This window comes from Limnothrix sp. HT2024, assembly GCF_059138625.1.
Window position 1 is genome coordinate 3263591 of sequence record NZ_CM181121.1, and the last position, 23114, is coordinate 3286704.

Genomic DNA, 23114 nt, shown 5'->3' on the forward strand with positions numbered 1-23114 from the left:
CATGGAGAAGTTGGCCGCGCTGGAGCGAGTTTGGCTGGGGCCCACGCGCTCGATTGTGATTGACCCGGCCCTGTTGGGGCCTTGGGCGGGGCTTTGGTGGGGGCTGTTGGTTTTGCCCCTGAGTCCGGCCTTGGGGGCGGTGGCGATCGGGTTGGGGATCATTGCCACCTACTGGCAACGCTGGGATGCGATCCGGTGCGATCGGCTGGTTTGGGCCTGGGGGGCGATCGGCCTGGTGATGTTGCTGTCCTTGCCCGGTTCGCCCAACCTGGAGCGGGCGGCGTTGGGGCTGGCGAATTTTTTGCCGTTTTTTTGGGCCTTTGGGGCCTTCAGCCAACTGATCACCCATCGATCGCACCTGCGGCCCTTGGCTCAGGCGATCGTGTGGGGTTGTCTGCCCGCTGTGGGGTTGGGGTTGGGGCAATTGTTTGGGGGATGGCGCGGCCCGGTGCGCATCGTGCCGGTGATTGACTGGATTTTGGCTGCGGGCGGCAATCCGCCAGGGCGGCTGTCTTCGGCTTTTGAATATGCCAACGTAACCGCCAGCTACTTTGGGGTGGCGCTGGTGCTGGCCCTGGGGTTGTTGGTGATGGATGGGGAGCGGTGGCGACGGGCGCAAACCCACCGATCGACCCATGCTGCCCTCGGTTGGGGGGTGATCCTGGGCAATGGATTATCGGTGCTGTTGCTGCTGGGGGCGATCGGGCTGACGGACTCGCGCAGTGGTTGGGCCCTGGCCGCGATCGACCTGTTGGCGGCGGGGTTATACGTGGGTTGGTTTTGGTTGTTGGCCCTGGCGGGCGGGGCGATCGCCTTGGTGCTGGGAGCGGCCTTTGGCCCCGAACCGGCCGCCGGGCCCCTGAGGTCGATCGTCCCGAAGGCCATTTGGGGCCGGCTGAATGATGCCCTGTATCCCGATCGCCCCGAAGCCACCCTGCGCCGGAGTCAGTGGGACTTCGCTTGGAACTTGGCCGCCCAGCGGCCTTGGACGGGTTGGGGTTTGGGCAACTTCACGGGACTGTATGAACGGGCCACAGGCAATTGGCTGGGCCATCCCCACAACTTGGCCCTGATGTTGGCCATGGAAACGGGCTGGCCAGCGGCTTTGGGGCTGATCTGCCTCTGTGGCTGGATCATGGCCCAGTTCACCCGGGCGATCGGCCGTTGGGGCGATCGGGACTCCCAAACCCGTTTGGCCGCTTGGGGGTTAGGATTCGCCAATCTCGCCGCTTACCATCTCTTGGATGTCACCCTATTTGATTTGCGGGTGAATTTATTGGGCTGGGTGTTATTGGCGGGAATGCATGGATTGCTCAAGACCTAGGCCGGTTGTGGCAGCCATGGACTGACAGGGGCTGGGATCGGTCGCCAAAGTGGATGGCTCCGAAACCCAGCCCGCCTAATACCTAACGCCTAAACTGCAACGCCTAAACTGCAACGCCTAAACTGCCAGTTCGTAGGGGCTTTCCAGCTTATCCAACTGCCGCATCAGCAGGCTCAGGAACAGACCCACATCGGTCACCACGCCCACGGACTCCAGGGAGCCGCGATCGGCCAGTTTGGTCACCACCGCCGGGTTGATGTCCACGCAAACCAGCTTCACGCCTGCCGGGGTCATGTTGCCCACCCCGATCGAGTGGAGCATCGAAGACAGCATGATGATGGTGTCTGCCCCTTCCAGCAGCTTGGCGTAGGCCTGCTGGGCTTCCACCATGTCCGTCACCGTATCCGGCAAGGGGCCATCATCCCGGATGGATCCCGCCAGCACAAAGGGCACATCCTGCTTGACGCACTCGTACATGATCCCGTTGGTCAACACACCCTGTTCAACGGCCTTGGCAATGTTGCCGCAACGGCGAATGGTGTTGATCGTCTTCAGGTGGTGGCGGTGGCCGCCGCGCACGGCGATTCCTTGCTTCATGTCCACCCCCAAGGAAGTGCCCATCAGGGCTTGTTCCATGTCGTGAACGGCGATCGCGTTGCCGCCCAGCAATGCATGGACATAGCCTTCGCGGATCAGCCGCGAAAGGTGTTCACCGCCGCCCGTGTGGATCACCACCGGCCCGGCCACCACAACGGTTTTGCCGCGCCGTTCCCGCACCTGGCGCAGTTCCCAAGCAATTTGTTCCACCACCAGCTCCACGCGGCGCTCGCTGGAAACGCCGGATCCCATGAAGGTAAATTCCTGGGATTCGCGGGCCGTGCGATCGCCCCGGGCCTCTGCCTTGCGCACCGTGCGGATCCCGTCAATGCCGGTCACTACATATTCACCCAACTCCAGATCCCGCAGCAGTTTGCAGCGAGCCACCGGTTGCCCTTCGTTCAGGCCCGCAATCGCGATCGCCCCGTCCATCCGTTGATTTTGCAGGCGAATCCACCGGCCTTGAACGCGCACTTCCGTGGGGTAAATGGTGGTGACGTAAAAGTCATCGGGAGCTACGCCGGGCAGCTCAATGGGTTCCAACTGCGCGTCGCGCTCGGAGCGATCGTCCGGAGCCACGGCCCCCAGATCGATCAACTGGGCCATCAACTCTTCCATCACCTCATGGGATGGCGCGGAAACCTTGATCCGAGCGGCGGAGGTGCTTTGGCGCTGCTCACCCAACCGAAAATCCAACACTTGGAAGCTGCCGCCCCCTTCCACAATCAAGTCCAGGGCGCGGTTAATTAGCCCCGAGTCCAGCAAGTGCCCTTGCATTTGGATCACACGGGTTTCAACGCCGGCCACCGCATGGCGATCTTCCATCACCGGCTCATTCACCCGCAGGGTCAGGCATTTGGCCGCGCCGCCCGCTTTCAGGAATTCCGTGAGGGGCGTTTCCACCACCTCAAACCCGGCCCGCGCCAGGGCTGATTTCAGGCTGTTGCTGGCCTTGTTCATGACCACCACTTGGCCCAGGTTGACGGAGTTGCAGGCAAAGTTCACCGCGTCGGCTTCCTCGATCGCAATCCGCTTGGCCGCCGGAACCCGTCGCTCAATCAGTTGGTTGGAGTAGGCATCGAATGCACCGGGATAGTAGAGCAAGTAGCCGCCTTCGAGGGGGCAGAAGCAGGTATCCAGGTGATAGAACCGCTCATCAACCAAATGCAGGGACAACACCTCAATATCCAGCCATTGGGCCAGGTAGGGATGCGAGTCCAATTCGGAGCGGAAGCCATAGCCCGCCCAGAGCCAACGCCCTTCGCGATCGAACAGGGCATCGCCAGCCCCTTCAAAGGGCAAATCCTTGGGCAGTTCGTAAACCGTGAAGCCGTTTTGCTCAAACCAGGCTTTGAAGTAGGGTTCTTCGCCCTGCCGTTCCTTGTGATAGAAGCGACTGAGGACGGCCTTGTCTCCCAGCACCAGGCCGGCGTTGGCGGTGAACACCATATCGGGCCAACCTTTGGCCGGTTCCACCAAATCGACGATCGCCCGGGCCTTGAGCACTTTGTAGAGTTTTTGCCACTGCTCCACTGCCCGATCGCGCGAGGACTTGTGGACATTGCCCTCCATCCAGGGATTAATCACATAATCCACATCGTAGTGGTCAGGCGAGCACATCAGAATGCGAAGCTGGGCGGTCATAACAGTGTCAGGTTGTGTGTAGGCCGAGGTTGAGCAAACAAGCCGTGGTCTAAACCCCGATCCAAGCCTGGATCCGGGAGTGATTGGGGCGCGGGTTCTGTGGAGGTTATTCTAAAAAATGCCCCCGATCCGCAAGGTTCACAGGCGACAGTTTTCAGAGTCATTTTCAGGGCCGAGGTTGGGGCGATCGGGTTCCGATGGGCACGGAAACGGCTCAGTGGGCAGGGGTGGAATCGGTTGGGTTGGGGGTTTCGGCGGCTTCCGTTTTTGAGAGAGAACTGGTCGGGATCGGTCGCCAACGCCACCACCCGATCGCCCCGAATAACCCAATCATCAGGCCGCCAATGCCCACCCAACTGGGAACCCAAAACACCGCTTCGATCGTGGTGACCGTGCCCGGTTCCAGAGTCCAAGCCCAGCGGCCCTGTTGCCGTTGGGGGCTGGGGCGGTTGGGCTGGATCGGGCCCGGTTGTCCTGCTTGGGGGTTCCAGTCGGGTTCCGGGTGGGGCGGTTGGATAGTGCCTTGGCCCCAATGGGGCACTCGCAAGCCAAATTGCCAACGCAAGAGCCGGCTCGTGTCCACCAGGGCCAACTGCTCGCCGCCCAGGGCCGCCAGCGATCGCAAGTCCACCTCGTAGCGAAGTTGGTTTCGGACAGCGACCAACCAATTTTGCTGTTGCAATTGGAACTGGCTGGGAAAGGCCAAGGGATCGAGCAAAGCCGGATCCGGCAGCGAATCCCCATTCACCTTTGGCGTTTGATCGGCTAACCGATCGCCCCCTCTGGCAAGGGATCTCGTTTGGGCGGCGGTGGTCTGGTGGCCGGAGCGATCGCCAGACTTCGCCGCCTCTTGATCGACGATTCCCAGGGTTTGGCTGAATGTCTGAAAGGTGGATTGTAAATCTTGCCCGTTCTGGAAGGGAATGGCGATCGTCAGGGTTCGATCGCTTTGTTCCAACACTTGACCCCCGATCGTCTTGGCTTGGGCGGCCCAGCGATCGAGCCAGGCCTTGGCCGTGGCCTCGCCCCACACCTGCCACCCTTCACTCAGCCGCACCGTTTGTACCAATGCGCCATGGTTGGCATCCGGAAACCGCACCTCCGTATCCAAATCCACACAGCCCCCCAGCAGCACCAGCCAAACCATCACCAACAACACCCGCAACGGGCGCAACCCCCACGCTCTTCTCGATCGCTTCCGACTTTGCCCACTGTTTGACCGCCTCCCGGTTCCCGTTAGTCCAGCGGGGCGAGGGTGAACGGTGGGGGCTGGGGTTGAGAGAGGCGATCGCTGCGGCATGATCCTCATGAAGGCCTGGGCAAGGGTTAATCAACAGGTTAATCAACTGCTTCTAAATCAACTGCTTTTAACAGAGGGATGCACTCGTTAACAGAGATTCATTTTTTGTCACAAGCAGCCTAGAAGTGGCTTGTTATGCTGGATTCAGAGGACAGACCCCATTGAACTGGGCTAAAAACCCTCGGTCTTCGGAAGACCCTGCCGATTGCCGATGGGAGTGGCAACATCCGCTGAATTGAATTGGCTGAATTGAAATCAAATTTGCTGAATTGCCTTCGTGACTGGCGGGAACACCATGGGGCGGTGATCTACGGCTGAATAACCACGAGTAACCGTCTAATCAATCAACCGTCCAATAAGTCCAATAACTAGATAGATCGGCATTGGCCGATCGAATCCAGCTTAACCGAGGAGAGATCATGACGACTGCGCGCGTCTCCTCCCCGCAAGTCCTTTGCGTGGGTGAATTGCTTTGGGACTGTCTGGCTGATCAACCCGGCCGATCGATCGAAGCGGTGGAGTCTTGGACAACCTACCCCGGTGGTGCGCCGGCCAATGTGGCTTGTGCCCTCAGCCGGTTGGGGGTGTCGGCTGGGTTTGTGGGCTGTGTGGGCAGTGAGCAGTCGGCCGATCGCCTGCTGGGGGAACTGCAAAGTTTGGGGGTGAATTTGGACGGAGTGCAACGTCATCCCACCGCCCCCACCCGTGAAGTTTGCGTCTTGCGGGACGATCGGGGCGATCGCCAGTTTGCCGCCTTTCGCAGCGGTGGATACATTGGCCACGACACCCGAGAATTTGCCGATACCCGGCTGCAAGCTTCCTTGCTGTTGGCGCGGCAGTTCCAAGCGGCCGATTGCTTGGTGTTGGGCACTTTGGCCTTGGCCTATCCCGACAGTAGCGCCGCCATCCGCCGGGCCTTGGACTTGGCCGATGAGCACTATCTCAAAATTGTGTTGGATGTGAACTGGCGATCGGTCTTTTGGCCCGACCCAGGCATTGCACCGGGATCGATGATGCCGTTGCTGGAGCGGGTGGATTTTCTGAAGTTGGCACGGGAGGAGGCCGATTGGCTGTTCCATACCCACGATCCCATGATGATCGCGGACAAGTTGGATCACCTAGAAGCCGTGCTGGTCACGGACGGGGAGCGCGGTTGTCATTACTGGATCAGTGGCCATGGGGGAGTGATGCCCGCTTTCAATGTGCCTGTGGTGGACACAACCGGTGCGGGCGATGCCTTCACGGCGGGGTTTGTGGCGCAACTGTTGGAACGGGGGCTGGCGGCCTTGGCCGATCCGGCCGTTGCTCGATCGGTCGTGGCCTTTGCCAGCGCGGCCGGAGCCTTGACCACCACCAAACCGGGGGCGATCGATGCCTTGCCCCTGCGATCGTCCATTGAAGATCTCTTGCGATCGCAGGGATGATCGGGGTGGTCAGGTTTGGGCTGACCACTCAACCCTGAGGCGATGATTGCGATCGACCATGCGGCTACCAGGGTGGATCAACATGGATCAACAGGGCTGATCCATGGGGCTAATCAACGGTCAAAAAATGCCCATTTCCGTCGATTTGGCAAGCACCTGAGAAACAAAGTTGCACGATCAACAAGTATTTGTTACATTATTTTACAAATAGGAGTTGGTCGATGAAAACCAACAGTCGCACAGCCCATCCGTGGGGCTTCACCGCCACCGCCGAAGTTTGGAATGGTCGCTTGGCAATGCTCGGCATCCTCGCGGCCATGGTCACAGAATTGCTTTCCCGACAAGGGGTCATGCACTTTTGGGGACTGCGCTAACGGCAGCACGAAGGCAGATAGCGACTGTCGTGATTCGGATACCAGTCTCTCTAGTCTCTAAGGTCTCTAAAGTCAGGTGAGTGGGAGTTTTAAACGGCTCCCATTTTTTTATGGATATTTTTCTGATGAGTATGTTTGATCAGTTTTGATCTGCCCGTAGTGGCGTGTCAAGCTTATTTTGATAGGTCAAATCAAATGACTGTTGCCGTCACCAGATCGTTAGGCAGCAAGGGGCTTAAGCCCCTTGTTACTACGACTAACTTCGCGACTTTTTTGATCTGCCCGTAGTGGCGTGTCAAGCTTATTTTGATAGGTCAAATCAAATGACTGTTGCCGTCACCAGATCGTTAGGCAGCAAGGGGCTTAAGCCCCTTGTCACTACGACTGACTTCGCGACTTTAACCCCGTAAATTAAGGCAGCCGCGCCAGTAGGGTGGGCAATGTCCACCGAATCGTTGCTTAATGGCATTTGCGATCTGGCGTGCCAATTATTTTAGGTAAAGGCTGTATTGTTGCTCGATTTTGAGCAGTGTTGATGGATTTTGACGGGCGTTTTTGATGGGCGTTTTGGATGGGTATTGCGGCGCTCCGCCTGAGCATTAGCCTGCAAATTGCGGCGCTAAACCCGCAAGCCCCGCAAACAACGAGCTAGCACGGCTCGCACTTCGGCCGATCGCACCCAAAGCACTGGGCTGGCGTTGCCTGGGGGTGCGGGTTCCGCAGGGATCGATCGCCCCTGAAGTCCTGCCAGTTGTACCAAGGGTTGATAGGTGCGGGAGCCAACTTCCAGGATGATCGTGTCCGCTGGGCAAAGGGGCAACAGGGCTAGGGCTGGATGACTGGGAGAGACGATCGCCTCTGCCGTTTGAAAGATTGCTATTAATTCCGCCAACGAGCAGGCGGCCGGATCTAGCAAGCTGAACCCCCAACGGGTCAAGTCTTGGGCCACGGCGGGGCCGTTTAACCAAGGGCGATCGCGCCCATCACTGGCACAAAGCACCCAACGACGGCAGCTTGGCAAACTGCGCCGAAACCCAACCAGGGCCGATCGCTCAAAACTTTCTCCCAATTCCCGCAGCGCCGCTACCCCATAGCTGGAAGGGCCGTTAAAGCGGCGCGGCACAATCAGGCTGTCGGCTTGGATTTGCAGGTGTTGATCGAGTTCCAGCAGTCGATCGGGGGGAATGCCCAGGCGATCGAGGGTTTCCCGTTGCCAAGGATGGGCCAAACGATCGACCACGATCGCCGCGAAGGGTTCCCAAAAGGCTCCCCCCTCCGATTCCAAGCTTTGCAAAACCTGCAGCCGGGGCAACAGTTCTTGAAACCAACGGTCGATCGCATCCCCTGCACCGCTGGCCACCACCGCCACCCGACCCGCCACCTGCACGGTTGGCATGGGCCTGGGCGGCTGCGTCTGCAACCAATGGGGCAAGGCCCCATCGGAGAGTTCCAAAATTAACCGTTGCTGGGCATCAAACACCCCCACCATTCCTCGCCAATGCCAGAGGGATCCATTCTCCACCTGGGCCGCAAAGGGGCGATCGTCCAAGGGGGTCGGGGTTTCCAGACGGGTGAGCTGTTCTTGATGGCCCAACCGATCGGCCAGGGCCCAAAGCCAGTGATCCGCCAGTCGCCCCCGCCAGCTATCGATGAGCTGAAAGGGGGAATGGGCCAGGCGATCGAGCTGGGCTAACCAACGGCGAGCTTCCGGGCGATCGGGATTCGCCAACCAGGCCCGCAATGCCAAATCTTCCGCCAGGGCCGGTTCTCCTTGGGCCGCTTGGGCTTGGCTGGCCGTCAGCAGCAGGGGCCCGGCGCTGGGCCATTGGGGCAACAGGGGTTCCAAAACGGCCCAGGCCGCAGCGGGTCGATCGCGCCGTAGTTCCACCCGTGCCAACGCCAACGCCGCTAACCCATCTCCCGGGTAGGCTGCTAAGGCTTGACCATAGGCGATCGCCGCACCGTCCCAATCGCCCGATCGCGCCAAGTCATGGCCCCAAGTCAGTTGCCAGGGATTGGCCAGCGGCGCGAGGGCCGTAACAGGTTCCTGCACCGGGACAGGAGACGGTGGGGCAGACTCGGGCGGCAGGGCAGGGGGCGAGACCGGCGGCAGGCGAGAAGCAAACCCCGATCGGCGCGATCGAAACGACGATTTCGCCATGGATTAAGAGGATGTCTGAAAAGCATCTAGTCGTGGGGGCAAGGGGCTTAGGGGGGTCGTCATTTCCTAGGATCAGGTGAAAACGATTGATTTTCCATGTCCCAGTTGTTGTAACAAGATGCTCAAGCCCCTTGTCCCTCACGATCTGCCAACGGTGGAATCAGGGTTTCAGGCGATTTGACGACACGCCCTAGGGGGGTCGTCATGTTTCGAGGTGATGCTGAAACGGTTGATCTTCCCTGCCCTAATCGTCGTAACAAGGGGCTTAAGCCCCTTGCCCCCCACGAGATCCGCTAACGGCAGATCTAGGGTTTCGGGTTAAACGACGTGAGGCCCTAAGCCCCTTGTCTTTGTCGATCGATGAGACCCGCAAGGTGGCAGTTTTGGCTTTTCAGGCCCCCTCTAAGAGTCATGGGCTAAGAGTTATGGAACAGGGCGATCGGTTTGGATCCCCATTTGGGAGCATCGGTTAGCACCAGCGCACAAGATTCGCCCAAGCCGCTTAAAACTTCGCTTGAATATCCGTTGCCAGTTTACCAGCAGCCTCTTCGACGGCCTTGCTTAACAGGGCGTTGCCATCGGCGCTGCTACTGCTGCCACCAACGCCAAATACCGAGCCGCCACCGCTGCGGGAACTGGCCTCCGCTTCACCCCGCGCCGTGCCCAAAATGTCGCCCGTGGCCGTGTCCACAATGCGGGCCGACAACTTCACCCGGGCGATCGTCTCTTCCGAGTTGCCGCCAATGCCAAAAGCGCCCCCACTGGCCCGCCGACTTTCCACCGTGAATTGCGTCACCGTACCAATGATCACCGCATCCACCCCGTTGACCTTGCCAATTTCCACCGCCTGCGCCGTGCTCACTTCTCCGTTCGTGCGGGCCACCTGGCTGCGATCGGCCACCCGATATTTACCCCCATCCACCAGTGCATTGGTCACCAACTCGCTCACCCCCGTGCCCGCAGCGCCGCCTCGGTAGCTTGACCAATAGCCCGTGTCACCCGTGTTGCCGTAATAAAAATCCAGCACCACAATCCGCTTCTTTTGGGTTTGTTTGTCGGTCTGCGTGGCAGTTGCCCTGTGGGCTGTGGCCACCGGCAACGCCACCGCCGGCAGGGCGACCCCCGTTGTCAGCAGGGTGACAACCAATGTTTTCGCAAAACCCAGTCCAATCATTGATTTCATAAAAATGTCCTTGTTGCTCGATCGAGGACTTCCGTGAACAATCCATCGGCATTCGGTCAACGTTTCGTTAATTCGTTAACCAGAATGCAGCGCTGGATGCTGTATAAACGCAACGCCTATCTTAGGCTGGTGATCTTGGGATCGACAATGGGTAAAAATAGGTGAAATTCTTAAGGATTGTCATTTCTTTCGTGCTTTTTCCAAGGTGGGTCAACGCTACGCGATCGCGTATTCTCAAGGCTCTTAAAATTGTGTTCATCAGATCAGATTTTTGAATCAAATTTATGAAAAGATCTATTTGATCAAAAAACAATCTTTCCATTGATTTTTTTGGATTTATGATCATTAATCTATAAGACAAAAGTTGTAAACTTAAAATATTGCAAATCTGTTATATGCATTGGCATGTATATAAACATCAAGAGACCCATGAAACGATGAGAAAATTTTGGCAACGAATTCTCAATGAGATTGATTCTGATCGCCAGCATCTTTCTGGACAAGACTCTCTCAAGGTTGTTAGCGCTAACCTAGCGATCGCCGTTGTTTACTCTATCTTGGCAGCCATTAGCTTAGAATTTATCTCCTTGCCGGGTAAGGTTGCTTCAGTTTGGTTACCCTCGGGATTTACCTTCGCAATTTTTTACTATTACCGATTTAAAGCAATTCCTGGAATTATTTGTGGATCGATGTTTGGCTTGATTCCGCTATTATTTGATTGGAAATTTCCTTTCGCTAGTTTTATTCTTTTAAACTTAGTTTGCACTCTAGCTAACTGTTTTCAACCCTTAATTAGCACCTGGGTTTTTCAGAAAAAAGCCATGCGCGATCGCGCCTTGAATCGAGTCCAATCTGCGTCATTTTTTGTGATGGCTGCGGCTGCCGGGCCCTTTGTTTCTGCCACCATGGGCATCACCATTTCCTATTGGATTGGCACGATCACTTGGAAAGACTACGGGGTTTGCTGGTTGTCCTGGTGGCTGGCGAGTACCTTGGCCCACCTCATCTTTACTCCTCCCATTTTATTGTTAAAAGAATTGGGATGGCAACAGATTTTTGCAAGCTTGAAGCGGGCAATGGGCTGGACTTTTGAAAGTAGTGCCATTGTGGTTTTCACCGCAGCCATTGTTTGGATTGACTTTTTTTATGGCTATCCTTTGGCTTACGTTCTCTTTGCGATTTTGATTTGGAGTGTTTTTCGCTTGGGAGAACTGGTTTCAGCGTTGGGAGTAGCGATCATTTCCTTGGCAGCAATTATCGCCACTTCCCAAGGAACAGGATCCTTCTCCGATCGCACGCCCAATGAATCCATTATTCTGTTGCAATCCTTTATCGGGATTCTTTCGATTACGGGGCTAATTTTGTCGGCAACGGTTCAAGAGCGCCAAGCCATTCGGTCAGATTTGGTGCAAATGCTGGAGACGCTGGAAATCAGGATTGAAGAGCGCACCGCTGACTTGCGGTTGAGTGAAGCGCAACTGGATGCGTTTTTTTCAGCAGCCCCTTGGGGGATGGGAATTATTGATCATCATTACCGCTATGTGCGGGTGAATCAGGTGCTGGCGAAAATCAATGGCTTACCGGAATCGGGACATTTGGGGCGTTCAATCTGGGATGTGGTTCCTGGGTTGCGATCAAATCTGGAGCCACTGTTTCAAGCGGTCTTCACAACGGGTGATTCGATTTTGAATCAGGAAATTAGTGCCCGGTCGCCTGCTCAATCCTGCATCGAAAATACCTGGTTGGTGTCCTATTTTCCAATTTTTGATATGCATGATCAGCCCTATCGTGTTGGGTTTTTGGTGATGGATATTACCGATCGCAAGCGGCTGGAATTGCAGTTGGCTCACCAAGCTCGCATTGATGGCTTAACGCAAATTGCCAATCGTCGCCACTTTGATGAAGTGCTGCGATCGGAGTGGAATCGATGTTTGCGATCGACCCAACCCTTGTCTTTGATGCTCTGTGATGCGGATTATTTTAAAAAATATAATGATACCTATGGTCACCTCATGGGCGATCAATGCTTGGTGGCGATCGCGCAAGTGCTTCGGGAACATGCCCGCCGCAGTAGTGATTTGGCGGCACGCTATGGGGGCGAAGAATTTGCGATTTTGCTGCCAAATACAACGCTAGTGGAAGCGGTGCAATTAGCGCATCAAATTCGCGGTCAAATTCATCAGTTGGCGATTCCCCACAGGGGTTCTCAGGTCAGTAGCCATGTGACTTTAAGCATTGGGATCATGAGCCATATTCCCCAGTCGGGAGATGAAATTTCTGATTTGATTACTGGGGCCGATCGCTCCCTATACGAAGCCAAACAGCAAGGGCGCGATCGAATTGTGGCGCTGCCCTATGAGGCAATCCGGCAACCATCTTCCTTGGCGGGGGATGTGCCACGCGATCGCCCCAGTTCTCGGTAATGGCCTAGGTTGAAATGTCCCGTAGAGCCGCATCGCAGGTGTCTTGGTAAGGACAAAACCGACAGGCGGGGCCCGGCGTGGGGTCAAATTGCCCCGATCGAATTCGTTGGGCTACTTCAATCGCTTGGGCTTGCAGGGGTTGTAGTTGGGATTGAGTGAACCATTCGATTGGGCGATCGGGATGGCGCAAATACACCAGCGCAGCCCGATCAACTCCCAGGGCATGGGCATAGGCCCACAGTTGCAGTCGGTGCTCACTGGGCACGCGATCGCGATCGGTCTTGAAGTCCAAAACTCCGGCGGTTCCCACCCAATCGGCCACCCCATTCAGCCGTAAGGTTTGACCGTGAGGCAGGGCTAAATCAAACCCGATCGGCAATTCTTGCCGGGCTTGGGGATCGTGACTCAGGGGGGCCAAGGCGGGATCTTGCCAAAATCGATCGGCAAGGGTCAGGGCTTCGCTGACCGCTTCGAGATCTAACCCGGGATCTTGGGCTGCTAGGGTGGCAACATCTTGAATGCGCCGTTCGATTGCCCGGTGAACCAACGTGCCAATTCGGCGCGATCGGGCGGGCCCGTCACCACTGGGGGGGCGATCGTCCACCATGCGCCAAGCAAACCGCCGGGGACAGCGTGCATATTCACTGAGGGCCACCACGGGTAATTCATCCAAGCCGGAAGACACCCAACCCCACAGGAGCTGACCATTTTCCGAGCAAGGATCGGTGGTAATTTGGGGGCGATCGACGGGGGCAGGTGGATGGTTTGGATTCTGGGGATCGGCTTGACTGAGGCGATCAGCTTGATTGGGTTGATCGGGAAAATCTGGCGAGCCTTCGGGGATCATCACACAGTCGATCGACCAGCCTTGGGCCTGGGCCACCCCTTGCACCCAATCCCAAGGCCGGAAGCGATCGCCCGTTTCGTCCTCGCTAGCTTCGGATTTGCCGGATTTTTCTTCCTGCCAAGGCAAATTGGCGCTCAGGAGCAACCGATCGCGGGCCCGGGTCAAGGCAACGTACAACAATCGGCGGGTTTCTGCCTGGGCCGCTTCCCGATCGGCCGCTGCCAGCAATTGCCACAGGGCTGGAATTTGCCAATCTCCCTGGGGTTGGTCACGCCACTGGAACACGAATCCCAATTCCGCACTCATTCGCCAAGAAGTTGACTGTTGGAAATCTCGCTGGGGATTCAGATCCGGCAACACCACCACCGGCCATTCCAACCCCTTGGACGCATGGATGGTCATCAGGTCAATGGCGTTCCCGGCTTCCAGGGGCGATCGGGCAAAGAGGGTTTTCAGGTCACCAGAATTCAGCCGCCGCACGGTTTCAATGCGTCGCAACCGCCGCACCACGCCAAAGGTGTCGCCCACCCCTTCCTCCAATTGGGCGATCCAGTCGGCAAAGTCGCGCCAATCCCGCAGGCGGCGGGCCCCGTCCGGTAGGTTGGCGATCGTGGCACTGTAGCCCGTGGCCCGATCGGCTCGGTGCAGCAACTGGGAGGGCAGTTCCCGCCGCCGATCGCCCCGCCAGCGCCGCAACTGCGCCACTGCCCGTTTTAGGGCCTGTTGATCGCCCTCGTCTAACTGATTGAAAGTTGCTGAATCGGTGAGCAAATCTTGCAGAGCGGCCCACCAATTGGGCGATCGGCGCGGGGCGGGGGATCCATCAGGGGCAGTGGGTTCCGGCGCTGGAAACTGGCGACTGACCGCAAACAGGGCCCGATCGCTGACCGCAAACCAAGGACTGCGCAAAATCGTGACCAGGGCCACGCTATCTTGCGAATCCGCCAAAAACCGGAGCAAAGCGGTTCCATCCTGGGCCTCACGGGTATCCAGCAAATCACCGGAGCAGAGATTTACCGGCAATCCTGCTGCTGTCAGGGTTTGGGCAATGATGCTCAGTTGCCGATGGGTGCGCCCCAAAATGGCAATGTCGCGAAATTCCAGCGGGCGTGTGGTTCCCAAGCCTTTATCGAAAATTAGGACTCCCTGATCAACCCAATCGCGCAATCGTTGGCCGATCGCTTGGGCCTCGGCCACCCGCCGGGTCGCAACCTTCTGCGCTTTGGTGGTGGCCTGCAATGCCAACAGGGTCACGGGCCGATCGAGCGGTGGTTCCGCCCGATCGCCCCGCAAGGGTTGGTGCAACTCGTTCAACAACGGCTCACAAAGCGCATTCCCAGCGGCCACCAAATCCCGATGGGTGCGGAAGCTCTGGGACAAGCTGACCCGATCGCCCTCGGCAGACCGGGCCAGGCGATCGCACCAATCTTGAAATAGCCCCACTTCTGCCCGGCGAAATCGATAGATTGATTGCTTGCTGTCGCCCACAATCGTCACCTTTGCCCGATCGTGTTGCAGGCGATCGAGCAAGGCACTTTGCACCGGATTCGTATCTTGGAATTCATCCACCAAAAATGCTTGCCAGCGCTGATGATAGTAGGCTTGAACTTCTGGCATCTCCAACGCCTTGAGGGCATACCATTCCAGATCGCTAAAATCCATGAGCCGGGCTTGCTTTTTCGCCACTTCCAAGCGAGAACGCACCCAAACATAGACTTGACGAATGGTTTTCAGTTTCTCCTCAAAGCGATCGTCAACTTCTCCTAATTTGCAAAGAATGGCTCCTTCTTTTAAGGCCTGGTTAATTTGACCTCTCACAGCCTTCATCGCTGCTTTGACGGATTCTAAAAGCTCCGCAGAATCCCAATTTTTCTTGCTGCCTCGTCCTTTACTAAAATCAATCGCCTTTGTCCAAGCGGCCCATTGATCGGAATCGCGATCTTGGGCGATCGCATCCATTAATTCCAAAATTCGCTGCCGATTTTCCTCGGCTCCGTCTCCGGGCTTCCCAGCATATTGGGATAAAAACTGTTGTGCCGATTGCCAACCGGGAGCATTCACCAGCCGATCGAGCGCTGCTTGTCGCCAAATTTTGACCTGTGTTTCCCAATCGGTGCGATCGCGCTTTAAGGCCTGTTCCGCCGTGTAGCGATCGGCTAATAATCCTTCCAAAATTGGCCGCAACGTGGAATAGGGCACAGCGGTGTAATGAACCTCTGGCAGTTCATCCAACGCCAAATCTAGCTGTTCCTTTTGCCAAAGACTCGTTTCCCAAGGCTCTTGAATCGTGAAGTTGGGCGCTAATTCTAAATGGTGTGCTTGTTCTCGGCAAATTTGTCCCGCCACGGCATGAAACGTATTAACCGCTGCTGCTTCCAAATCCGCCAATAGGTCACAGCCCGGCCAGCGATCATAGAGCCTAGTCAGAGCTGATGGATGGCCACTGGCCAGGGCCGCGGCTTCGGTAGCTAAAAGCTGTTGTAAATCCTGCCGAATGCGCGATCGCAACTCCTCCGCCGCTTTGCGGGTGAAGGTGACCGCCACAACCTCGATCGGGGAGTAGCCAAACGCCGTCACATGGTACAGGTAGCGCGCCGCCAGCATGTGGGTTTTGCCCGTGCCGGCCCCCGCCAACACCGCCACGCTCTGGGGTGCTCCCGCTGCCCGCCGCTGATCAGGAGTGAGCATCAATGATCCCGCCGTTGCTGAATGGGTGGACGATCGCAACTGATCCTATCAAATCAGAAAAACAAGACCAAAAAAGCCACCCTTGAGAGGCGGCTTCTGTACTCATTTTTGAGGTTTTGGAAAAATCAGCTATCCGTGAGGTTGCTGGCTGAGCTTAGGCTGAATCCCGATCGCCCGCCGCCCTGGGCAATGAGGGGGCGATCGGGACTATTTCGGGACTATCACGGTCTACTGATCGATGCCGCAACCAGCACCCACAGTGGCCACCGTTTGCAGGGACTCAACGATCGAGCGAACAGCAGCCACCATGGCGATTTCGTTGTCCAGCTTGTTGATGGCCGAACCCACGCCCACGCCCGCAGCACCCGCCGCGATCGCCAGGGGAGCCGTCACCGCCGAAATGCCCGACGCGCAAAGCACCGGCACGGACACGGCGCGGCTGATTTCGTAGGCAGCCGCCAGGGTGGGAGCGGCCTTTTCGATCAAGCCCAGGCTACCGGCGTGGGCGGGTTGGCTGCTGGTGCCGCCTTCGGTTTGGATGATGTCTGCGCCAGCGGCCACCAAAGCTTCCGCCAAAGCCACTTGCTCATCGAGGGCCAAAATGTGGGGAACCGTCACCGACAGCAGCACATCGGGCAGCAGGCGGCGGGTTTCTTGGGTCATGGCCAACACTTCAGCCGCTTCAAAGCGAATGCCTTGGGCATAGAAGCTGTCGAAGTTCCCGATTTCGATCAGGTCAGCGCCGGCCGCCACGCAGTCCACAAACTTGGCGGGTTCCACAGCTGACACGCAAACGGGCAGGCTGGTGATTGCCTTGATCCGTTGCACCAAGGCGGGGTCGGCGGCAATGTCCACGAAGGTTGCACCGCCCAGCTCGGCTGCTTTGACGATCGCTTCGACCCGATCGCCGTCGAAATTGTTCAAACCAGCGATCGCTTTCAGCGCTTGGCCGCGATCGAGGGCGGATTGCAGTTGGGACATTGCACTCATAGGTTCACCTGATTGGCGTGATTTGCAGATGTCGGCAATTGTATCAAGCACGGCCGGCGGTAGGGGCAGGATGGAAACCTGCCCTCACCCGTAATTTCAGCGAACAAGCCCTGCTCGCGGCTACAGCAACTCGCGCACGTCGGTAACCGTGCCGGTCACAGCGGCGGCGGCCACCATGGCCGGACTCATCAGCAACGTGCGGCCGCTGGCGGAACCCTGGCGGCCCTTGAAGTTGCGGTTCGAGGACGAGGCGCTGATTTGGCTGCCCTGCAACTTGTCCGGGTTCATGGCCAAACACATGGAGCAACCGGCTTCCCGCCACTCAAACCCAGCCGCCTTGAAGATTTCGTGCAGGCCTTCCGCTTCGGCCGCTTGCTTCACGGATTCGGAACCGGGCACCACAAAGGCGGTGATCCCTTCGACCACCTGGCGACCCTGGGCGACTTTGGCGGCTTCGCGCAAATCGCTGATCCGGCCATTGGTGCAACTGCCGATGAAGCACACATCGATTTTGGTTCCGGCGATCGCCTGGCCCGGTGCGAGTTGCATGTAGTCGTAGGCTTCCTTGGCGATCGAGCGATCGCCCTCGTCCAGCTCCTCCACGGTCGGGATCGTTTCCGTCACGCCGATGCCTTGGCCGGGCGTGATGCCCCAAGTAACGGTCGGTTCAATCTCCGCCGCATCGAACACCACCACATCGTCGTATTGAGCATCCGCGTCGCTGCGAACGCTTGTCCACCAAGCCACCGCCGCATCCCAATCGGCTCCCTTGGGGGCAAACTCGCGCCCTCGCAAATAATCAAACGTAATTGGGTCGGGGTTCACATAGCCGCAGCGCGCGCCGCCTTCGATGCTCATGTTGCAAACGGTCATCCGTTCTTCCATGCTCATCGCTTCAAAGGTCGTGCCCGCGTATTCGTAGGCATAGCCCACGCCGCCTTTCACGCCCAGCTTACGGATGATGTGCAACACCACGTCTTTGGCGTAGACCCCGGGGCGCAGGTTGCCGTTCACTTCCACGCGGCGCACTTTCGGCTTAGTCATGGCCAGGGTTTGGGAAGCCAGCACGTCGCGCACTTGGCTGGTGCCGATGCCAAAGGAAATGGCTCCGAATGCGCCGTGGGTGGAGGTGTGGCTGTCACCACAGGCGATCGTCATGCCCGGTTGGGTCAAGCCCTGTTCGGGGGCGATCACATGGACAATGCCTTGCTTGCCGGAGCCGATGTTATAGAACCGAATCCCGAATTCTTGGCAACTTTGCTCAAGGGCCACGATCATGTCCTCGGCCAGGGAATCCACGAAGGGCCGCTGGCGTTGTTGCAGTTGGGTGGGGACAATGTGATCAACGGTGGCCACGGTGCGTTGGGGGAAGGGAACCTGTAGCCCACGTTCGCGCAGCATCGCGAAGGCTTGGGGGCTGGTTACTTCGTGGATCAGATGCAGGCCAACGAACAGTTGGGTTTGGCCCGAGGGCAATGTGGCGACGGTGTGCAAATCCCAAACTTTGTCGAAGAGGGTTCCTTGGCTCATGACGGTCGATCGCTCTGTGGTGGGTGTATCTCTCAGATTGAGGACTAGCGCGATAGTCTACTCAGACAAGGGGCTTAAGCCCCTTGTCCCAGTGTTGCTGGGGGTGCGTCAGTCCGATGGGGTAAACGGGCGATCGGCGGGCAACTTGCCGGGCCGATTCAGAGGTCTTATTCTATCGCGTCACTGGCGATCGCCCGTTGATTGGCGCGGAGGCGATTGAAGGTCACGAATCAACCCCATCAAAATCCTTAGAGGCTCACGGCCGTAAGCCCTGCCGTTGCTTGCGAGTCACAAGCTGAAATGATTAATTTTCCAGGCACCAGTTGTCGTAACAAGGGGCTTAAGCCCCTTGCTGCCTAACGATCTGCTAACGACAGAACCAGGGTTTTGGGCGATTGTAACGACACCCCCTTAGCCAATCAACGCTCCATGAAAACGATGACTCCTGATTCACCCGATCGCGCTGTGACCGCTGTTGACTGGCGCGACTGGCGATCGCCCCTGCGATATCCGGGGGGGAAACAAAAAGACCTGCCGATTTTTACGCCCTATTTTCGATCGGCGAAAGAATACCGGGAGCCGTTTTTGGGGGGCGGCAGTGTGTTGCTCCATGCGATCGGGGCCGGCGTAGCGCAAGCATTTTGGGCCAATGATGCGAACCCGTTGTTGATGGATTTTTGGCAGCAGGTGCAAATCGATGCGATCGCCCTGGCCCGGTTGGTGCGATCGCTGCGGGATGACTACGACGGCGAGCGGCGCAAGTGCGATCAATGGGTGGCATTTCGCGATCACTATCAACAAAAACTGGCGAACTTACCGGGCGATCGGCTCCATAATGCGGCGCGATTTTTTATTTTGAATCGCAGCACCGCCAGCGGCCTCACGGAATCCGGCGGTATGACAGCGGCGGCCTATTGCGGTCGGTTCACCGAGTCCAGCATTCAACGGCTAGAAAATTTGCAGGGTCGGTTAGCGGGCGTGCGCTTGACTCTGGGCGACTATCGGGAGCTGATCCATGCGCCCGGTGAGGATGTGTTTATTTTTCTCGATCCGCCCTATTTTTCAGCGGAACAATCGCGGTTATATGGGCGATCGGGCGATTTACACAAGGGTTTTAATCATCAACAATTAGCCGAGTCCTTGCGCGACTGTCCCCACAATTGGCTAATGACGATCGATAATTGTGAAGCAATTCAGGATCTCTATCCGGCCGATTGGGCGGACTGTTTACCCTGGACTAAGCCCTACAGTATGACCAATACCCAAGGCCGGCGATCGAAGGCGGGTCAGGAATTATTAATCGCCAAAAAAGGTCTGATCCAATGCTGATTTAATGCTGAGTGGATGTCTGAGCAGTCAATATTAAAACCATGCTTGTCCCAGCGATCGCCCCGGTGATCGACGAAAACAAGGGGCTTAGGGGCTATCGTCATTTCCGAGGGTCAGGCGAAAACAGTTGATTATCCTGACCCCAATCGTTGTAACAAGGGGCTTAAGCCCCTTGTCCCCCGCGATCTGTCAACGGCGGAATCAAGGTTTCAGGCGATTTGACGACACCCCCTAAGCTCCTTGTCCCCCGCGATCTGTCAACGGCGGAATAAAGGTTTCAGGCGATTTGGCGACACCCCCTAAGCCCCTTGTCCCCCGCGATCTGTCAACGGCGGAATCAAGGTTTTAGGCGATTTGACGACACCCCCTAAGCCCCTTGCCTTCACGACTATTGTCGCTGGTTTGTAGTCCAAAGATACTTTTCAGACAGTCTCTGACAGGTGTGGCTTAAATCAACTTCTATTCCTAATGGTTATTCCCGATCGCCCATGGCTGCCAATCCGCCAAATTCTGAATTTTCTGAGGCCATGGAAGGGCCGATTGATCGACCCACTGACGCTGATGGGAGTGGCTTGGATCGCGGGGACTTTGAGAGTGATGATTTCGAGGGTGATGATTTTGAGAGCAGCGATCGCCTAGATGAGTGGGATGCGGTCGATCGGGAATTGGACGCGGCGATCGAGTCTTTGGCGGATTTAGATGCGGAGTTGGCCTATCGCCAAGCCCGATCGGCCCTGCGATCGCTGATGGAGCGGTTGGACTTGACCCCCCGGGAGCGATCGGGCCTGGAGCCAGATCTGGAGGGTTTGGCGCAAATGCTGGACAAGCTGGAGGATCAGCGGGTGCAGATTGCCGTGTTTGGGGCCGTCAGTCGCGGCAAGTCTTCCTTGCTCAATGCCCTGTTGGGGCGATCGGTCTTTGAAACGGGCCCCACCCACGGCGTAACCCAATCCAGCCGGAGCATCCATTGGACAGTGCCATCCAGTTTGGGCCAAGTGGAGCTGGTGGACACACCGGGCATTGATGAAGTGAATGGGGCGGCGCGGGCGGCCCTGGCTCGGGAAGTGGGGCAAGCGTCGGATCTGATTCTGTTTGTGGTGGCCGGGGACATGACCCAAGTGGAATGCGAGGCCCTGTCTCAGTTGCGGGAAGCGGGTAAGCCGATTCTGCTGGTGTTGAACAAGATTGATCAGTTTCCCGAGGCTGATCGACAGGCCATTTACGAAAAGATTCGGGACGATCGGGTGCGGGAGTTGCTGTCGCCCGATGAGATTGTGATGGTGGCGGCGGCTCCCCTGGTGGCCCAGGTGGTGCAGCGGCCCGACGGGACGATCGCGGCGGATTTGCAACGGGGCGCGCCCCAGGTGGAAAGTCTGAAGCTGAAAATTTTGGAGGTGTTGGCAAGGGAGGGCAAAGCCCTGGTGGCCCTGAACTCATTGCTCTATGCCCAAGCGGCGGGCGATCGGATCCTGTCGCGCAAGTTGGCCCTGCGGGATCGCTCTGCCGATCGGCTGATTTGGAATGGCACGATTGCCAAAGCGATCGCCGTGGCGGTGAATCCCGTGGTGGTGTTGGACTTGGTGGGGGGCGCGGCGATCGACCTGGCCACCATTTTGGCCCTCTCGCGGCTCTACGGAATTCCCATGGGCCAACGGGGTGCGATCGCCCTGATGAAAACCATCGCGATCGGGCTAGGCGGCCTCAGTGCCGGAGAATGGATCGCCCGATTGGGCCTCAGTGCCCTTAAGGGATTTCTGGGCCTGTCCACCGTCGCCACTGGCGGGATCACCACCGTGCCCTATCTGTCGATCGCCGCCACCCAAGCCGCGATCGCCGGGGTTTCTTCCTATGCGATCGGCCAAGCAACCAAAACCTACCTAGCCAACGACGCTTCCTGGGGCCCCGACGGGCCAAGGGCTGCGATCGGGCGCGTGTTGGCCACCTTGGATGAACAGTCGATCGTCAAACGCATTGAGGCGGAACTGTGGGCCAAGCTGGGCCGGCCAGCGGTTCCCGATCCCTTTGGTTCTCGTTAGGGGCTGCTTTCAACCCCAACAACGATCCAAACAACAGGTTTCCTAGAATTCGCGATCCCTAGGACTCGCGATCGGGCGGGGGTGGCTGGGCCGTGCCTTGGGCCGCTTCCACCGCTCGCACCGCATCAATCAGACCCCGCACTTGGTCGGTTCCCTCGGATTTTTCAAACGTAAGCGGCATTTTGCCCCGAGCCACCATCCGCCAGCCCACCGGAGCCAAACTGACCAACCCCCGCCAATCGCGTCCCGAATTGCCAATGACCCGAATGGCAAACTGACGCTCATCAATCCACCCCCCCTCGCGCACCATCTGCACCAGGGTTTGGCGGTGGCGTAAAGGTCGTTCGATCGCCTCGCCGGCCGTCGCCGCCTGCGCCAACAATACCGATTTAATGCGCGAGATGCGATCAAGCGGGTTCACCTCCATCGGGCAAACCTCATTGCAAGCAAAACAGCGCGTGCAACCCCAAACGCCGCTGCCATCCTCACCCAACTGGCTTAACCGTTCCGCCGTGGCCCGATCGCGCGTATCGTCCACCAACCGTTGCGCCTTTGCCAGGGCTTGGGGCCCCGCAAACTGCGGATTCACCATCACCGCATTGCACTCCGAATAGCAGGCCCCACAAGCGATGCAGTTGCCCGCCTGCTCCAACAGGGCCCGCTGATCCGGCGTTTGGCGCGTTTCCCGCAAAGGTTGATCTAGAGGTTGATCTAAAAATTGACTTGCCTGATTGGCCTGATTGGTTGGGACTGTCTGATTTTGCTGGGGCGATCGCTCCTGGGCCGCCACCGTTTCCGCCGCCGCCAACTGTTCTGCCCGACTCACCGACGGGTGAATCGATTCCAACCGGGCCCAAAACGGTTGCAGATCCACCACCAAATCTCGAATCACCGGTAAATTGCCCATCGGAGCCACAGTAATCACCGGTTCACCGCGCTCATCCGTCCCGATCGCCCGGGTCAACATCTCCGAAACATTTTCTTTACAGGCCAGGCGCGATCGGCCATTAATCCGCATGGCGCAACTTCCGCAAATCGTATTGCGACAATTCTTACGAAAGCCAAGACTGCCATCTTGCTCCCACTTGATACGATTCAGGCAATCCAGAATCGTATTTCCGGGTAAAACATTGTCGAGGCGATAGGACTGAACCCGAGGAGACGATCCGGGTTCCCGACGCATGATTTGGAAAGTGACTTGCACGGCTGGTCGATTCGGCAAATACGGCAGGGATTTGATACTAGTCTAGTCGCAAATTGCTGG

The 23114-nt window shown here is 57.6% G+C and carries 14 protein-coding genes; 6 read left to right on the top strand and 8 right to left on the bottom strand.

Translation table 11 applies throughout. The features are described from left to right. Nucleotide 1 precedes the first annotated feature (1 nt). Nucleotides 2–1324 (top strand): O-antigen ligase family protein, encoded by a 1323-nt coding sequence (locus AC2IAX_RS13230; RefSeq protein ID WP_494387894.1) that lies wholly within the window; start codon nucleotides 2–4, stop codon nucleotides 1322–1324. 117 nt (nucleotides 1325–1441) lie between these two features. Here AC2IAX_RS13230 and argZ read toward each other — a convergent pair whose 3' ends face one another. After that, nucleotides 1442–3565, bottom strand: a complete 2124-nt coding sequence (gene argZ, locus AC2IAX_RS13235) for a bifunctional arginine dihydrolase/ornithine cyclodeaminase (protein WP_494387895.1) — start codon at nucleotides 3563–3565, stop codon at nucleotides 1442–1444. A 214-nt stretch (nucleotides 3566–3779) separates the two neighbouring features. Further along, nucleotides 3780–4739 carry a DUF3153 domain-containing protein gene (locus AC2IAX_RS13240; RefSeq protein ID WP_494387896.1) on the bottom strand — a complete coding sequence of 320 codons (960 nt, stop codon included), beginning with the start codon at nucleotides 4737–4739 and terminating at the stop codon, nucleotides 3780–3782. 545 nt (nucleotides 4740–5284) lie between these two features. Here AC2IAX_RS13240 and AC2IAX_RS13245 point away from each other — a divergent pair. Together AC2IAX_RS13245 and AC2IAX_RS13250 are read left to right on the top strand one after the other, a co-directional pair. Continuing rightward, nucleotides 5285–6289: a carbohydrate kinase family protein gene (locus AC2IAX_RS13245; protein ID WP_494387897.1), complete on the top strand. Its 1005-nt coding sequence runs from the start codon at nucleotides 5285–5287 to the stop codon at nucleotides 6287–6289. 221 nt (nucleotides 6290–6510) lie between these two features. Next, a complete protein-coding gene (locus AC2IAX_RS13250) occupies nucleotides 6511–6663 on the top strand; it encodes a chlorophyll a/b-binding protein (protein ID WP_393010923.1) in 153 nt (50 codons plus the stop codon). Between the two features lie 619 nt (nucleotides 6664–7282). Here the strand turns inward: AC2IAX_RS13250 and AC2IAX_RS13255 are convergent. Next, complete coding sequence (locus AC2IAX_RS13255; protein WP_494387898.1) at nucleotides 7283–8824, bottom strand: glycosyltransferase family 61 protein; 1542 nt, start codon at nucleotides 8822–8824, stop codon at nucleotides 7283–7285. Nucleotides 8825–9326: 502 nt separating this feature from the next. Further along, a complete protein-coding gene (locus AC2IAX_RS13260; protein WP_494387899.1) occupies nucleotides 9327–10007 on the bottom strand; it encodes a CsgG/HfaB family protein in 681 nt (226 codons plus the stop codon). A 437-nt stretch (nucleotides 10008–10444) separates the two neighbouring features. Between AC2IAX_RS13260 and AC2IAX_RS13265 the strand changes: the two genes are divergently transcribed. Then, entirely contained in the window at nucleotides 10445–12430 is a 1986-nt protein-coding gene (locus tag AC2IAX_RS13265) for a sensor domain-containing diguanylate cyclase (protein ID WP_494387900.1), read from the top strand. 4 nt (nucleotides 12431–12434) lie between these two features. Here the strand turns inward: AC2IAX_RS13265 and AC2IAX_RS13270 are convergent, their stop codons facing one another. The 3 genes from AC2IAX_RS13270 to leuC all read right to left on the bottom strand — a co-directional run bounded on the left by AC2IAX_RS13270 (nucleotide 12435) and on the right by leuC (nucleotide 18485). Beyond that, on the bottom strand, nucleotides 12435–15965 hold the full coding sequence (locus AC2IAX_RS13270) for a UvrD-helicase domain-containing protein (RefSeq protein WP_494387901.1): 3531 nt from the start codon (nucleotides 15963–15965) through the stop codon (nucleotides 12435–12437). 228 nt (nucleotides 15966–16193) lie between these two features. Next, nucleotides 16194–16955, bottom strand: coding sequence for a DUF561 domain-containing protein (locus tag AC2IAX_RS13275; RefSeq protein WP_494387902.1), 762 nt, complete (start codon nucleotides 16953–16955; stop codon nucleotides 16194–16196). Nucleotides 16956–17075: 120 nt separating this feature from the next. Next, entirely contained in the window at nucleotides 17076–18485 is a 1410-nt protein-coding gene (gene leuC, locus AC2IAX_RS13280) for a 3-isopropylmalate dehydratase large subunit (RefSeq protein ID WP_494387903.1), read from the bottom strand. A gap of 438 nt (nucleotides 18486–18923) precedes the next feature. On the opposite strand from leuC, the gene AC2IAX_RS13285 reads away from it, so the two are divergent. Together AC2IAX_RS13285 and AC2IAX_RS13290 are read left to right on the top strand one after the other, a co-directional pair. Then, nucleotides 18924–19814, top strand: coding sequence for a DNA adenine methylase (locus AC2IAX_RS13285; RefSeq protein ID WP_494387904.1), 891 nt, complete (start codon nucleotides 18924–18926; stop codon nucleotides 19812–19814). A gap of 488 nt (nucleotides 19815–20302) precedes the next feature. Further along, nucleotides 20303–21850: a GTP-binding protein gene (locus AC2IAX_RS13290; protein WP_494387905.1), complete on the top strand. Its 1548-nt coding sequence runs from the start codon at nucleotides 20303–20305 to the stop codon at nucleotides 21848–21850. 58 nt (nucleotides 21851–21908) lie between these two features. On the opposite strand, the gene AC2IAX_RS13295 is transcribed toward AC2IAX_RS13290, so the two are convergent. Further along, nucleotides 21909–23054 carry a 2Fe-2S iron-sulfur cluster-binding protein gene (locus AC2IAX_RS13295; protein ID WP_494387906.1) on the bottom strand — a complete coding sequence of 382 codons (1146 nt, stop codon included), beginning with the start codon at nucleotides 23052–23054 and terminating at the stop codon, nucleotides 21909–21911. Between the last annotated feature and the right edge of the window lie 60 nt (nucleotides 23055–23114).